Origin of the sequence: Microbacterium sp. ZW T2_14, from assembly GCF_044987405.1 — a bacterium.
Taxonomy (GTDB): domain Bacteria; phylum Actinomycetota; class Actinomycetes; order Actinomycetales; family Microbacteriaceae; genus Microbacterium.
Genome location: NZ_JBJDRK010000079.1, coordinates 1 through 14,073, shown reverse-complemented (window position 1 = coordinate 14,073; position 14,073 = coordinate 1). Strand labels below are relative to the sequence as shown.

Sequence of the window (14,073 nt, the reverse complement as noted above, 5' to 3'; positions counted from 1 at the left end):
GCCGATGACACGTGCGCCGGCGGCCACGCCGAGCTGCACGGCGGCGAGCCCGACACCGCCGGCCGCCGCGTGCACGAGCAGCCACTCGCCCGACTGCAGCGCCGCACGCCGGTGGAGCCCGAACCAGGCCGTCTGGTACGCGACAGTCAGTCCCGCCGCCTCGGCATCCGAGAGCGAAGCGGGGGCGCTCCAGACATCGGATGCCGGCAGCACCGCATACTCCGAGAGCACACCGATCTTCGACCCGACCACGCGCTCGCCGACCGCGAGCCCTTCGACCCCGTCGCCGAGCGCGGCGACCGTGCCGACGAACTCGATGCCGGGGCTGAACGGCAGCGCGGGCTTCACCTGATACTCGCCGCGGCACAGCAGCACGTCGGGGAAGTTGGCCGCGACGGCCGCGACCTTCACGAGCACCTCACCCGCAGCCGGAGCCGGCAGTGGGACGGTGTCGAGCGAGAGCGCCTGGGCGGGCTCGCCCAGCTGCGTCACGCGCCAGGCGCGCATCGCGTCGGGCAGAGCGCGCGCGGCGTCGGACCTCGGGGTCACCTCAGGTTGCGGCATCCGCTCTCCTCAGACTGGTCAGGAACAGGTCGGTCAGCTGCTCGGCGACGAGCGTCTTGTCTTCGGGCCCTTCGGGCGAGTACCAGTGCGACAGGTAGTGCACGTCGCTGAAGAAGTGGGCGACGAGCATCGCGAGCGGGATGTCGGTGCGGTAGAGCCCGTCGGCCTGGCCGCGGGAGATGAGCTCGGCGAACTCATCGTGATAGGCGCGGCGGCGACGGGTCACCTCCTGACGGCGGGGCGCCGACAGCATGTTGAGACTGCGGAAGAACACCGCCCCCTCCTCCATCGAGTCGATGGAGGTCTCGAGCACGTCGATGCACACCGCGCGCAGCACCTCGTCGACGGTGCCGCCGCGGCCGATGATCTCGTCGAGGTGCGCCTTCTGCAGCGTCAGCAGACGCTCGTAGATGCCGAAGAGCAGGTCGTCCTTCGACTCGAAGTAGTGGTACATCGCGCCCTTGGTGACGCCGGCGGCCTCGACGATCTGCTGCACGCTGGTGTTGGCGTACCCCTGACGGGCGAACAGCTCGACGGCGGCGCGGGTGACGTCGTCGGCGACGTGGGAATCCTTCATTCCTTCATCCTTCACCCGAACCTGTCGCGCTTCCTGTCAGACGAGCGGACGGATGCCGGCGCCGCCGTCGATCGCGAGGGTCTGGCCGGTGATCCAGGCCGCATCGTCCGAGAGCAGGAACGCGACCGGCCCGGCGACGTCTGCCGGCTCGCCGAGACGCGCCAGCGGGTATGCGGCGGATGCCTCGGCCTCGTGCCCCTCGTAGAGCGCCCGGGCGAAGGCGGTCTTGATGACGGCCGGCGCGACGGCGTTGACGCGGATGCCCGGCGCGAGCTCGTACGCGAGCTGGGCGGTGAGGTTGATGAGCGCGGCCTTCGAGATGCCGTAGAACGCGATGCCGGGGCTCGCGCCGAGACCGGCGACCGAAGCGATGTTGACCACCGAGCGGGAGAGTCCCGCGGCGAGCGCGGCGCGCGTCCAGTCGAGCGTCGCGACCACGTTGACCTCGAGGATCTTGCGGGCAGCCTCGGTCTCGATGTCCACGATCGGTCCGTACACCGGGTTGATGCCGGTGTTGTTGACGAGATGGTCGAGCCGGCCATGCCGCTCGGCGATGTGCGCGAAGACAGCCGCCCGATGGTCGGCGTCGTCGGCGCGCCCGGCGACGGCGGACGCAGCGTCGCCGAGTTCGGCGACGGCGGCGTCGAGCGAATCCTGCTTGCGACCGGTGAGGACGACCGAGCCGCCCTCGTCGACGATGCGCTGCGCGATCGCGAACCCGATCCCGCGGCTCGAACCGGTGACGAGCGACACCGTGCTGTCGAAGCGACGGGCGTGGTCGTTGGTCATGGCGCCTCCTTGCGACATCCCAACCGCAACATACCGGCTGGTCGGTTTCCCACGTTAGCAGACACGGAGGGTGCGTTTCGCGGCAGGCGGGAACGGCGTGACACTGAGTACTATGGTTCGTGGGATTCAGTTCCACGCGAACCGGATGCCGCAGCCGCCGTCACCCGCGTCAGGAGCCCGATCGTGACCGACTTCCAGCCCCGCCCCGGTCAGAGCGTCGAAGGGTACGACGTGACCGCGCGCCGCGGCACGGACTACTACGCCGTGTTCGCCGACATCCCCGCCGCCGACCGCGAGGCGTGGGAACGCGCCGAGGCCTACATCGACGAGGTCGGCACGCGCATGCTCGAGGCGTGGGACACCGCGGAGTACCCGCTCGACCTGGCGATGCGCATGGGTCAGCTCGACCTCTTCAACGACGGCATCGCGCATCCGGCGCTGACGCACCTCTCGCCGCTCGCGGCGGGGCTCGTCAACATGGAGATCTCGCGCGGTGACGGCTCGCTCGGCACCGTGCTCGCCGTCCAGGGCGGCCTCGCCCTTCGCACGCTCGCCCTGTTCGGCAGCGACGAGCAGCAGGCGCGCTGGCTCGTGCCCGTCGCGCGCGGCGAGGTTCCGGCATCCTTCGCCCTCACCGAACCCGACCACGGATCGGACTCGGTCTCGCTCGAGACCGTCGCACGGCGCGACCCCGCGACCGGCGAGTGGATCATCGACGGCGCCAAGAAGTGGATCGGCAACGGAGCCTCGGGCGGCATCACGTTCGTGTGGGCGCGCGTCGAGGCGGACGACGAATACCACGGCGCCGTGCGCTGCTTCCTCGTCGAGCAGGACGCACCGGGGTATGTCGGCACCGTGATCCAGGGCAAGGCGTCGCTGCGCGGCATCCATCAGGCGCACATCGTGCTCGACGGCGTGCGCGTGCCGTCCGATGCAGTCCTCCCCGGTACGCGGAGCTTCAAGGATGCCTCGACCGTGCTCTACTCGACACGGTCGGGTGTCGCGTGGTCGGCGCTCGGCCACGCCACCGCCTGCTATGAGGCGGCGCTCGCCTACTCGCAGCAGCGCATCCAGTTCGGCAAGCCGCTCGCGAAGTTCCAGATGGTGCAGGAGCGCCTCGCGAACATGCTCGAAGAGCTCACCGCGATGCAGCTGTACTGCCGCTGGATGGCCGATCTCGAGGAGCGCGGCGAACTGCGCCCGACGCAGGCCTCGCTGGCGAAGTACCACAACACGCGCGCGGCCCGCCGGATCGCGTCGACGGCGCGCGACATGCTCGGCGGCAACGGCATCCTCCTCGAGAACGGCGTCATGCAGCACATGGCCGACATCGAGGCGATCCACACCTACGAGGGCACCGAGAGCGTGCAGGCACTGCTCATCGGCCGCGACATCACGGGCATGAGCGCGTTCGCATAGCCCGGATCGGGACTCCGGCGCAACCCGCAGAGCGGGATCCGCCGCGACGCCTAGCCTCGCGGCATGGGACTGTTCCGCAACGACCCTCAGCGCGTCGTCCTCGAAACGCACGAGGTCCAGCCGACGGCGACCCGCGCGCCCTGGAGCCTGTGGGCCGACGGGTTCGGCAAGCTCGGCATCCGTGCGATCCAGATCATCGTGGTCGTGGCGCTCGTCGCGGGCATCGTCTTCGCGATCCAGCAGCTCACCCTCGTGACGATCCCGCTCGTCATCGCGCTCATCCTGGCGTGCGCGTTCAACCCGGTGATGAGCTGGATGCGGCGGCGCGGCATCCCATCGATCCTCGCGACGCTGATCACGCTGCTCGCCATCGTGGTGATCCTGGGCCTCCTGGGCTGGCTCATCGTGTGGGCGGTGCGCGACCAGTGGGACGACCTGTACGCGCAGGCCGAAGACGGCTTCCAGCGTCTACTCGCCTGGATGCAGACGCTGCCCTTCGACTTCGTTCAGCCTGATCAGCTGGACGAGTGGGTGAAGACGCTCACCGACTTCGTCACGAGCGCGCAGTTCGGCTCCGGCGCGCTCGCCGGCGTCGGGGCGGTCGCGAACTTCGTGACCGGGCTCGTGCTCATGGTGACGATCCTGTTCTTCTTCCTCAAGGACGGTCCCCAGATGTGGGAGTTCCTGCTGCGGCCGTTCCGCGGGGCGAACTACCTGCGCGCGCGCCGCATCGGCGACAAGACCACGACGGTGCTGGGCTCGTACGTGCGCGGCACGGCGACTGTCGCCGCCGTCGATGCCATCGGCATCCTGATCGGTCTGCTCATCCTTCAGGTTCCGCTGGCGATCCCGCTCTCGGTGCTCGTCTTCCTGCTCGCCTTCATCCCGATCGTGGGCGCGACGGTGGCCGGCATCGTGGCGGCGCTCGTCGCACTCGTTGCGAACGGGCCGATCAACGCCCTCCTGGTCGTCGGGGTGGTCGTGCTCGTCAACCAGCTCGAGGGCAACTTCCTGCAGCCCGTGCTCATGGGCCGGTCGATGAAGCTGCACGCGTTCGTTATCCTGGTCGCCCTGACCGTAGGCACGGTCCTCGGCGGCATCGTCGGCGCCGTGCTCGCGGTGCCCATCACCGCCGCGGCGTGGGGCATCATCCAGGTCTGGGACGGCACCGACCTGCCGGCGCGCTGGGCCCGGCCGAAGCATCCCGTCGCGGGCTGAGGAGCGGCGTCGCCACCGCCGCACCGGCGCGGCGACGAGCCCGCGGAGGCGCGGCTTAGGGCGCGAGCCGCGCGTCTAAGACGCTCCCCTACGCCAAGACAGGGCATCTGCCCGATGGGGGGCACCCCCCTTAGCGAGGAATGTCGTACCTGTCAGCAAGCCCGGAGGCCGCATCGGGGCTCCGCCGCAGACAGGAGAACACTCATGAACGACATGACCTATGCCGGCTACCTTCTCGACCAGCACCGCGCCGGCGACCTCGCTCGCCAGAACGAGCTGATCCTCGCTCAGGCCGAGCGAGGCGCCTCGCCGGTGCGCCCGCAACGTCGCCCGCTCGCCGGGTGGCTGCGTGCCGCGACGCACCGAGCCCCTCGGGCGCCCCGAGTGGGTGCCGTGGCGGCGAGCCGGGGCGCCACGTCCGTCGCCACACGATGACGCTCCGCTCGTCGGTGGGCAGTGCCACGATATGAACATGCCCGCACTCTCTTCGAGCCCGCGCATGGTCGGCCGGCACAACGAGCTCGCCGCCCTGCTCGAGGCGTTCGACGAGGGCGCCGCCGGACGCCCCCGCACCGTCGTGGTGCGCGGCGAGGCGGGGGTCGGCAAGACCCGGCTCGTGCAGGAGTTCCTCGCGCTCGTCACGACCGACGACTTCGGGTCGGGGCATCCGGCCGCCGCGACGGACGAGGCTCCCGGCCCCGTCGTCGCTTTCGGGCAATGCGTGGACCTCGGGCCGATCGGTGCGCCGTTCGGCCCGATCCGGCGCGTGCTGCGCGACCTGCACGATGCCGTCGGCACCGACGCGCTGCGCGAGGCCGCCGGCTCGGCCGCCGCGATCGCGAGCCTCGCAGCGCTGGTCCCCGGCATCGCCGACGCATCTGCCGAGCCCGAAGAGGCCGGCGGCGAGTTCGCCGAGGCGATCGAGGTGCTGCTCGAAGGCCTGTCTCGGCGCCGCCACGTCGTGGTCGTGCTCGAAGACCTGCAGTGGGCGGATGCCGCCACCATGGCCCTGCTGAAGACCCTGGCCAGCACGCTCCGAGGCCGGCGGCTGACCATCGTCGCGACCTACCGCTCCGATGACATCGACCGCTTCCACCCGCTGCGGCCCGTGCTGGCCGAGCTCGATCGCACGCGGTCCGTCGTCCGCGTGGAGGTGCTGCCGCTCACTCTCGACGAGGTCGCCGAGCAGGTCGACCAGCTGGCGGGCGGCCTGGACCCCCGCGTGGTCGAGGCACTGGCGAAGCGCAGCGGCGGCATCCCGTTCCTCGTGGAAGAGCTCGTGGACCTCGGTGACCGCGCTCTGCCCGACACGCTGCGCGAGCTCGTCCTCGCCCGCTACACGCGGCTCGGCGCCGACGCCCAGCAGGTCGTGCGCACGATGGCCGCCGGCGGCGTGCACGTCGACGACGACGTGCTCGCGGCCGTGGCGATGCTCGACGAGCGGACGCTCGACGACGCGGTGCGGGAGGCGATCGACACGCGCGTCATCGCCGCCGATGGCGCCGGCTACGCGTTCCGCCATGCGCTCACGCGCGAGGCTGTCGAGGCCGAGATGCTGCCGAGCGAGCGGGTGCGGGTGCATCGCCGCTACGCCGAGCATCTGGGCGCCCACCGCAGCGACTCGCCCGACGACGCCTCCGCCGTCGCCGAGCACTGGCTCGCCGCCCGAGACCTTCCGGCCGCGTTCGACGCGACGGTCGCCGCGCTGCGCCAGTCCCGCACGCGGTTCTCGCCCGCCACCTCCGCGAAGCTGGCCGAACGCCTCGCCGAACTCTGGGAGCAGGTTCCCGACGCGGAGGCCCGCGCCGGAACGACCCTGCCGGCGCTGCACCTCGATGCCGCGCAGGCCTGGCACGACCTCGGCGATGCCGAGCGCGCCCTGCGGTCAGCCAACGAGGGCCTCGCCGTCTGCCCCGACGATCCGCTCATCCGCGCGGCGCTGATACGGCAGCGACACGTCCAGACCTTCAACCTCGAGCACACGCACACCACCCGTCCGGCCGACCTCGACGAGGCCGTCGCCCTGCTCGAGGGGGTCGACGATCCTCGCGCGCGGGTGCTGCTGTCGCGCGTGCTCACCAACATGGCGATCGACGAGCACGGCACGGATGCCGCGGAGCACGCCGCTCGCGCCATCGCCCTCGCCGAGGAAGCCGGAGACGACGCCGCCCTGGCGGTCGCGCTGACCGTCGAAGCGTGGCGGCTCGCCGGCGACGAAGAGCAGGAGTCGGCCGCGCTGGCGCCCCTCGCGCGCGCCGTCGCTCTGCGGCTGGACCCGTCGATGCGCGCCTACGTGGGCAACGCGCTCACGCACATGCTGGTGTCGGCCGGTCGCCTCCACGAGGCGGTCGTCACCGGCACGCAGCACTACGAAGACGTCGTCCGGGCCGGCATCGAACGGGGCTCGGGAGCGGCGATCGCCCAATCGGTGGCGTTCGCCCTGTTCGCCACCGGAGAGCCCGAGGCCGCGCTCCAGTATGCGCGCCGCGCACGCCGGCTGATGAGCCAGACCGATGCGGCCTCCACGCTCCGACTGCTCTCCTCGCACCTGACGTGGGACGACCGCCCGCGCGAGCGCGACGACCTGCTCACAGCCGAGCGCGGCCGCGTCGACGAGGCGCAGCGCCGGCATTCCGAGAAGGCCGCCTGGTGGGCGGTCGAGCGGGCCGACGCCGCCTTGACCCTTCACGCTCAGGAGGGAACGCATGCCGCCGCCGCAGTCCTCACTGCCGCGGAGCAGCCGGAGAGCGGCCGCACGGCGCGCCGCTATGCCGTACTGACGGCGGCCCTGCTCACGCACTCCCCCGGCCACCCCGGCGACGCCGAGGTGCGCGCGCGCATCGAACGAGCCCTCGCCGGCTGGCCCGACACCGAGCTCGCGGGGCGTGTGTCGAGATTCGTCCGTGCCGTGCTCGCGGACGGCGACGGCGCCCCTGCCGACGAACGGCTGACGGCGTGGCGCGCGATCGTGGACGAGCTGAGCCTCGGGGGCATGCCGACGTGGCACCTGCAGACGGCGCGCTGCCGTCTGGCCTGGGCGCAGATCGACGCCGGCGAGCGCGACGCCGCCGCAGACCTGCTGGCCGCCGTCACGGCCGAGGCACCGGCGCTGGGCGTGGCGCGGGCCGCGCGCTGGGCTGCCGAGCTCGCGGCGCAGGCTCGCCTCGCTCCGACAGGAACCACCGCCGCGGAGACGAGCGCCGGGGCCATCGCATCGCTGACCCCGCGGGAGCTTCAAGTGCTCGAGCTCGTCGCCGAAGGCCTCACCAACCCGCAGATCGGCCAGCGGCTGTTCATCAGTCCGAAGACCGCGTCGGTGCACGTGTCGGCGATCCTCGCGAAGATCGGCGCGGCCAACCGCGCCGAGGCGGCGGCGCTGTACAGCGCGAGCGCCTCGGCCGCCTCGCCGGCCTGACCGCACCGCCGACCGCCAGGACTGTCGGGTGTCGGCGGACCGCGGCAGGATGAGACGCATGCCGTACGAGATCCCCGCGCCGATGCTCGCGAAGTCCGTGCCCGATGTCCCCGACGCGGCGAAGGTGCCGGGCGGACTGAGCTACGAACCCAAGTGGGACGGCTTCCGCGCCCTGATCTCGTGGGACGGCGAGAACGTCGAGATCGGCTCGCGCGGCGCGAAGCCGCTGACGCGCTACTTCCCGGAGCTCGTCGAGGCCTTCGCGCGCGTGTTGCCGGAACCCTGTCTGCTGGACGGTGAGATCGTCGTGCCGGTCGATCGTGACGGCCGTCGGCGGCTCGACTGGGAGTCGCTGTCGCAGCGCATCCACCCCGCGGCATCCCGCGTCAACATGCTCGCCGAACAGACCCCGGCGATGTTCATCGCCTTCGACCTCCTGGCCGTCGGCGACCGCGATCTGCAGGGCGAGCCGTTCGCCACCCGTCGCGAGACGCTCGTGAACCTGCTTCGCGACGTGCCCGACCCCGTGCACGTGACGCGCACGACCGACGATCCCGACCTCGCGCGCCGCTGGCTCGCCGAGTTCGAGGGGGCGGGTCTCGACGGCGTCGTCGCGAAACCACTCGATCAGCCCTACGCTCCTGGCAAGCGCACGATGTTCAAGATCAAGCACGCACGCACCGCCGACGTCGTGGCGCTGGGGTACCGCATCCACAAGTCCGGCGAGGGCGTCGGCTCCCTGCTGGTCGGGCTGTACGGCGAAGACGGCACGCTCTACCCTGTCGGCGGTGTCGCCGCATGGAGCAACGCGCGCCGCCTCGAGCTCATCGATGAGCTGGCACCGCTCGTGCAGCGAGACGCCGACGGCGAGGCGTTGAAGGGCGAGGGCGAGAAGTCCCGCTTCCAGGCCGGCCGCGCCGACTCGTCGTTCGTGAAGCTGCGACCCGAACGGGTGCTCGAGGTGCGGTACGACCAGCTCGAGGGCTGGCGGTTCCGCCATACCGTGCAGTTCGAGCGCTGGCGTCCCGACCGCGATCCGACGTCGTGCACCTACGAGCAGCTCGAGGTCGTGGCGGCATACGACCTGGCCGACGTCCTGGTCTGAGCCGACGATGGCCGGTGATCGCTTCCGCTCCTTCGTCGTGACCGGCGCGAGCGGCGGCGTCGGCGCCGTCATCGCCGAGCACCTCGCCACGATCGGACACGTGGTCAACCTCGACCCGGCGCCTGCCGGAGAGACGAACCCACGCGTGCATCACCTCCCCGCCGACGCAGGTGATGCCGCTGCGGCCGCGGCCGCCGCGGAGCTCGCCGAGACGCACGGCGAGCTGGGCGGGTGGGTCAACAACGCCGCCGTCTTCGGCGATGCCGCCCTCACCACTGCCACGGCCGAGGAGATCGGCGCCGCGGTGGCGCTCAACCTCGACCTCGCTGTCGTCGGGTGCCACACCGCGGTGCGGCACTTCCTCATCCACGATCGGCCCGGTTCGATCGTGAACGTCTCGTCGCACCAGGCGCAGCGTCCGGTGCGAGGCGCATTGCCCTACGCCACCGCGAAGGCGGCCATCGAAGGGCTCACGCGCGCCGCCGCGGTCGACCACGGTCCGCACGGCATCCGCGTCAATGCCGTCGCGCTGGGCTCGATCGCGACCGAGCGCTACGAGCAGTACCGCCGCGCGCATCCGGATGCCGACGGGCGGATGGCCGAGCTGCACCCGCTCGGCCGCGTCGGCCGACCGATCGACGTCGCCCAGGCGGTCGCCTTCCTGCTGTCGCCCGAGTCCGAGTTCATCACCGGTGCGATCCTCCCCGTCGACGGGGGTCGGGCCGCCCTCGGCCTCGACCCCGAGAGCACGGTGGTCTGAGCCCTGGGACCCGAGCGCGGCACCGCGAGCGCTCCATCCGGGCTGGCGAGCCGACCCCCTGTCCGACGGGTCGGCGCGGGTGTACGGTGCGGCCAGAGCCACGGAGGCTTTCATGGCCGGCCACCACCGCACAGCGTCGCGCCTCGCCGGCGTGCGGCGTGCGCTCGCGGCCGCCGCGCTGGGGCTTCTCTTGATCGCGAGCGGGTGCGCGACGGCTCCCTCGCCGTCGCCGACCGAGGTGATGGACCAAGATCTGGCGTCGGTCTTCGATGTCGTCTACGGGGAGGAGACGGTTCGCGCCATCATCGTGCAGCAGCACGGCGAGCCGCTGTACGAGCGCTACGTCGACTCCGGTCCCGGCGATACGTGGGACGTGCGGGGCGTCACCCGCATCGTGACCGCCACCCTCGTCGGCATCGCGATCGATCGCGGCCTCATCCGCGGCATCGAGGCCACGCTCGGCGAGCTGCTGCCCGCATACGCCGGCATCCTCACGCCCGAGACGGCCGCCATTCCGCTGAAGTCGGTGCTCACGCACACCGCGGGCTTCCCCCTGCGCGTGGCGCCCACCGCCGTCGACCCGGACTGGGTCGCGTCGATCCTCGCGGGGCGGACGGCCCGCGACCCCGTCGGGGGCCGTCTGCTCCCGTCCGATGCCGGCGCCCACATCCTCGCCGCCGTGATCACCCAGGCGACCGGGAAGTCGGTGCTCTCGTTCGCGAAGGAGGCGCTCTTCGATCCCCTGGGCATCGATTCCGATCCGCTGTGGGAACAGCGCCTGAGCGCCGAAGCGGATCTCGCCACGCTGCGCCCCGCCTACGACGACGCCGAGGTGGCCTGGCCGGCCGACCCGCAGGGCGTGAACCTCGGCTACTCGCACCTGCGCCTGCGCCCCTCGGACCTCCTGCGGATCGGCCAGCTGTACCTCGACGAGGGCGACTGGAACGGCACGCAGGTGATCTCGCCGACGTGGGCGGTCGAGGCCACCTCGCCCCTCGTCGCCACGCGAGACATCGGCACGACGAGCTACGGATACCAGTGGTGGGTCGACGCGCCGCGTGGCGTCTTCTACGCGCAGGGCGACGGAGGCACCGCGCTCGTGGTCGACCGATCGCGCGGCGCGGTGGCGGTGGTCGTCTCAGAAACTGCGGCCGACGACCCGCGCGGCACGAAGGGCCTCACGCCGGCGACCGCGGCCGGCATTGCGATCGCGCTGATCCGCGACCTGCCCGACCTGTCGGGGTGAGCGGCATCGGCTGTCGCGCCTCGGTCACGCATCGCTCTTCGGCCAGTTCTCGGGGTTGATGCGGCTGGGCTGCACGCGCGGCGGCTCGCCGGGCATCTTCGGGAAGTCGGGCGGGAAGGGCAGCTCGCCCAGGCCGTCGTCGAGATCGCGCTGCCACCACTCGAGGAGCGTGTCGATGCGTCCCGGCTTGGCGAGCAGGTCCGCCCAGGGATCGCCGACCTCGGCGAGGCGCTGCGGAACGGTGCGCACTGTGAACGCGGTCGGGTCCACGCCCGCCTCGAGTTCCTCCCATGTGAGCGGCGTCGACACGGTGGCGGCGGCCAGCGCGCGCGGGCTGTAGGCGCCGGCCATCGTGCGGTCGCGGTTGGCCTGGTTGAAGTCGATGAAGATGCGCTCGCCGCGCTCCTCCTTCCACCAGTTCATCGTGACCTTGTCGGGCAGCCGCCGCTCCAGCTCTCGTCCGGCGGCGATGACGGCGTGGCGCACCTCGAGGAACTCCCACTCCGGCTCGATCGGGCAGAACACGTGGATGCCGCGGTTGCCGCTCGTCTTGAGGAACGCCGTGAGCCCTGCCTCCGCGAGCACGTCGCGCAGCGCGGGGGCGACGGCTGCGGCATCCGCGAAATCGGTGCCCGGCTGTGGATCGAGGTCGATGCGCAGCTCGACCGGGTTGTCGGTGTTCGCCGTCAGCGACGCCCACGGGTGGAACACGATGGTGTTCATCTGCACCGCCCAGACCGCGGCGGCGATCTCGGTGAGGATGATCTGCGGATGCCGCCGCCCGCTGTTGTACGTCACCGTCTGCGCCTCGACGAAGGCCGGCGCTCCCTTCGGCGGGTTCTTGGAGTAGAACTTCTCGCCGTCGACGCCCTCGGGGAAGCGCTCGAGCGACACCGGTCGATCGCCGTTGGCAGCCAGGAAGGGCGTCTGGACCGCGATGAGGTACTCGGCCAGTTCCAGCTTCGTGATTCCCTGCTCGGGCCAGATCACGCGGTGGGGGTTCGAGATGCCGACCTCGCGGTCGCCGTCCGGACCGGGAACGGTGAGGGTGATGCGTTCGGACGCCATGGTCCGACGCTAGCGGGCAGCCCCGACAGGGGCCACCCGATCCCTACCTCTCGACAGGGAACACCATGTGCGTCACCCGCGTGCTGGGAATGATCGTCGTCGGGTCCCCCAGCCGCACCGCTGCCGGGTCGACGTCGGCGAAGTAGCGGTGGCCGCTGCCGAGCACGACCGGCACGAGGTCGACGGCGACCTCGTCGACGAGGCCGGCGCCCAGTGCCTGACCGGCGATCGTGCCGGCTGCGAGGGCCACGGTCCGTTCGCCGGCGATCTCCTGCGCGCGAGCGATCGCCTCCTCGATGCCCTCGGTCACGAAGTGGGCTTTGCCCGTGTGGGCGTGGGCCCAGTCCGTGGGCGGCTCGTGTGTCAGCACGACGAACGGCACACCGAGCGGATGCTCGCCCTTCCAGCCTTCGGTGATGTCGAACAGCAGCCGTCCGACGACCAGGCAGCCGATCTGGCCGATCCAGTCCCGCCAGTAGTCGGCGCTCGTCGGGGTGAGGTGGAACGACGCGGGCTCACTCGCCGTGACCACCTCGACGTCGCCGACCTCGTACCAGTCGAACAGCCGCCCCGGATCGCTGTTCTCGTGCGCGACGAAGCCGTCGAGCGACATGGATGCCGATGCCACGACCTTGCCCATGGTTCAGCGCTCCTCGGAGAGCATCTTCTCGAGCTTGTCGTAGCCCTCGCGCATGCCCCGCTCCATGCCCTCGGACTGCATGTTCTCCAGCACCTCGACGCTCGAGAAGACACTGCGGTCGACGATCCGCGAGCGACCGCCTTCGAGCGGCTCGAAGCGGATCGCGTCGATGCTGACCTCGTCCGGCCAGCCCTCGAACTCGAACGTCTGGATGATCAGCTCGTTCTCGCGCACGGTGTGGAACACGCCGCGGAATGCGTACTCGCCGTTGGCATCGCGCTGGACGAAGCGATAGCCGCCGCCGGTGCGGAAGTCCCAGTGCGTGATCTCGGTGCGCTCCTCACCGGGGCCGATCCACTGCGGGAACAGTTCGGGATCGGCGTGGGCGCGGAACAGCGCCTCGACCGGCGCGTCGAACTCGCGCGTGATGTCGGCGTACGACGTACCGGGAACGGCTTCGATGATGAGGGGGTTGCTCATGATTCCCTCTCCTTCGTTTCGGTCGCGCGAGGGGTTCGTGAAGACGGCGAGGCGGGGACGGTGCCCGCGGCCGCCAGCACCGCGTCGAGCCGCCGGTAGGCGCGCTCGGCGTCCAGTCGATAGCGGTCGATCCAGGCGGTGAGCTGCTCCAGGGCCGCAGCGTCGAGGTGCACGGGCCGGCGCTGTGCGTCCCGGGACCGCGTGACGAGGCCGGCGTCTTCGAGCACCTTGATGTGTCGCGAGACGGCCTGCATGGTGATCGCGAACGGCTCGGCGAGCTCGCCCACCGTCGCCGGGCCGCGGCTCAGGCGCGCGATGATCGCGCGCCGCACCGGATCCCCCAGTGCGACGAACGCGCGGTCCAGCTCCTGATCGTTCATGCTCAACGAGTCCCTTTATCAACGGATATGTTGAATAGGATACGCGCATGGGCGCGAACGTCAACCCCCAGCGCGAGCCGAGGTCGTTCGCCGGCCCGGTGCGTTTCGTCTCGGTCGCTGGCGCTCCCTCGCTCAACGACCGGGATCCACCCACGCGCTGGACGTCCGGTACCCACGCGGTCGCTGAGCGAGCGAGGAACGAGCGAGACGAAACGCCCCGCGCCGCCGCGCGACCCGCACCCGGTCGTTGAGCGAGCGAGGAACGAGCGAGACGAAACGCCCCATGCCGCCGCGCGACCCGCACCCGGTCGTTGAGCGAGCGAGGAACGAGCGAGACGAAACGCCCCATGCCGCCGCGCGACCCGCACCCGGTCGTTGAGCGAGCGAGGAACGAGCGAGACGAAACGCCCCA

General features: G+C 71.3%; 14 protein-coding genes. 7 read left to right on the top strand and 7 right to left on the bottom strand.

The window, feature by feature from the left end:
• The 3 genes from ACI3KY_RS18765 to ACI3KY_RS18755 all read right to left on the bottom strand — a co-directional run.
• Positions 1-564: alcohol dehydrogenase catalytic domain-containing protein (locus ACI3KY_RS18765; RefSeq protein ID WP_404931654.1), on the bottom strand; the 564-nt coding region annotated here is incomplete at its 3' end.
• A complete protein-coding gene (locus ACI3KY_RS18760) occupies positions 551-1,141 on the bottom strand; it encodes a TetR/AcrR family transcriptional regulator (protein WP_404931653.1) in 591 nt (196 codons plus the stop codon). The genes ACI3KY_RS18765 and ACI3KY_RS18760, both read right to left, overlap by 14 nt.
• 36 nt (positions 1,142-1,177) lie before the next feature.
• Positions 1,178-1,930 (bottom strand): SDR family oxidoreductase, encoded by a 753-nt coding sequence (locus tag ACI3KY_RS18755; RefSeq protein WP_404931652.1) that lies wholly within the window; start codon positions 1,928-1,930, stop codon positions 1,178-1,180.
• Positions 1,931-2,113: 183 nt separating this feature from the next.
• Here ACI3KY_RS18755 and ACI3KY_RS18750 point away from each other — a divergent pair, with 183 nt between their 5' ends.
• The 7 genes from ACI3KY_RS18750 to ACI3KY_RS18720 all read left to right on the top strand — a co-directional run bounded on the left by ACI3KY_RS18750 (position 2,114) and on the right by ACI3KY_RS18720 (position 11,093).
• Positions 2,114-3,349, top strand: a complete 1,236-nt coding sequence (locus ACI3KY_RS18750) for an acyl-CoA dehydrogenase family protein (RefSeq protein WP_404931650.1) — start codon at positions 2,114-2,116, stop codon at positions 3,347-3,349.
• 63 nt (positions 3,350-3,412) lie between these two features.
• Positions 3,413-4,567, top strand: a complete 1,155-nt coding sequence (locus ACI3KY_RS18745; protein WP_404931649.1) for an AI-2E family transporter — start codon at positions 3,413-3,415, stop codon at positions 4,565-4,567.
• Positions 4,568-4,771: 204 nt separating this feature from the next.
• Positions 4,772-5,002 carry a hypothetical protein gene (locus ACI3KY_RS18740; protein WP_404931648.1) on the top strand — a complete coding sequence of 77 codons (231 nt, stop codon included), beginning with the start codon at positions 4,772-4,774 and terminating at the stop codon, positions 5,000-5,002.
• 37 nt (positions 5,003-5,039) lie between these two features.
• The gene (locus ACI3KY_RS18735; protein ID WP_404931647.1) at positions 5,040-7,982 is read left to right on the top strand and encodes an ATP-binding protein; all 2,943 of its coding nucleotides are present in this window, start codon (positions 5,040-5,042) and stop codon (positions 7,980-7,982) included.
• Between the two features lie 58 nt (positions 7,983-8,040).
• Positions 8,041-9,087, top strand: coding sequence for an ATP-dependent DNA ligase (locus ACI3KY_RS18730; protein WP_404931646.1), 1,047 nt, complete (start codon positions 8,041-8,043; stop codon positions 9,085-9,087).
• 7 nt (positions 9,088-9,094) lie between these two features.
• Positions 9,095-9,847 carry an SDR family NAD(P)-dependent oxidoreductase gene (locus ACI3KY_RS18725; protein WP_404931645.1) on the top strand — a complete coding sequence of 251 codons (753 nt, stop codon included), beginning with the start codon at positions 9,095-9,097 and terminating at the stop codon, positions 9,845-9,847.
• A gap of 112 nt (positions 9,848-9,959) precedes the next feature.
• The gene (locus tag ACI3KY_RS18720) at positions 9,960-11,093 is read left to right on the top strand and encodes a serine hydrolase domain-containing protein (RefSeq protein ID WP_404931644.1); all 1,134 of its coding nucleotides are present in this window, start codon (positions 9,960-9,962) and stop codon (positions 11,091-11,093) included.
• Positions 11,094-11,117: 24 nt separating this feature from the next.
• Here ACI3KY_RS18720 and ligD read toward each other — a convergent pair whose 3' ends face one another.
• The 4 genes from ligD to ACI3KY_RS18700 are packed head-to-tail and all read right to left on the bottom strand — an operon-like array spanning position 11,118 to position 13,661.
• A complete protein-coding gene (ligD, locus tag ACI3KY_RS18715) occupies positions 11,118-12,161 on the bottom strand; it encodes a non-homologous end-joining DNA ligase (protein WP_404931643.1) in 1,044 nt (347 codons plus the stop codon).
• A gap of 43 nt (positions 12,162-12,204) precedes the next feature.
• On the bottom strand, positions 12,205-12,801 hold the full coding sequence (locus ACI3KY_RS18710; protein ID WP_404931642.1) for a dihydrofolate reductase family protein: 597 nt from the start codon (positions 12,799-12,801) through the stop codon (positions 12,205-12,207).
• A gap of 3 nt (positions 12,802-12,804) precedes the next feature.
• Positions 12,805-13,281 (bottom strand): SRPBCC family protein, encoded by a 477-nt coding sequence (locus ACI3KY_RS18705; RefSeq protein WP_404931641.1) that lies wholly within the window; start codon positions 13,279-13,281, stop codon positions 12,805-12,807.
• Entirely contained in the window at positions 13,278-13,661 is a 384-nt protein-coding gene (locus ACI3KY_RS18700; protein ID WP_404931640.1) for an ArsR/SmtB family transcription factor, read from the bottom strand. Before ACI3KY_RS18700 ends, ACI3KY_RS18705 begins: the two co-directional genes overlap by 4 nt.
• Between the last annotated feature and the right edge of the window lie 412 nt (positions 13,662-14,073).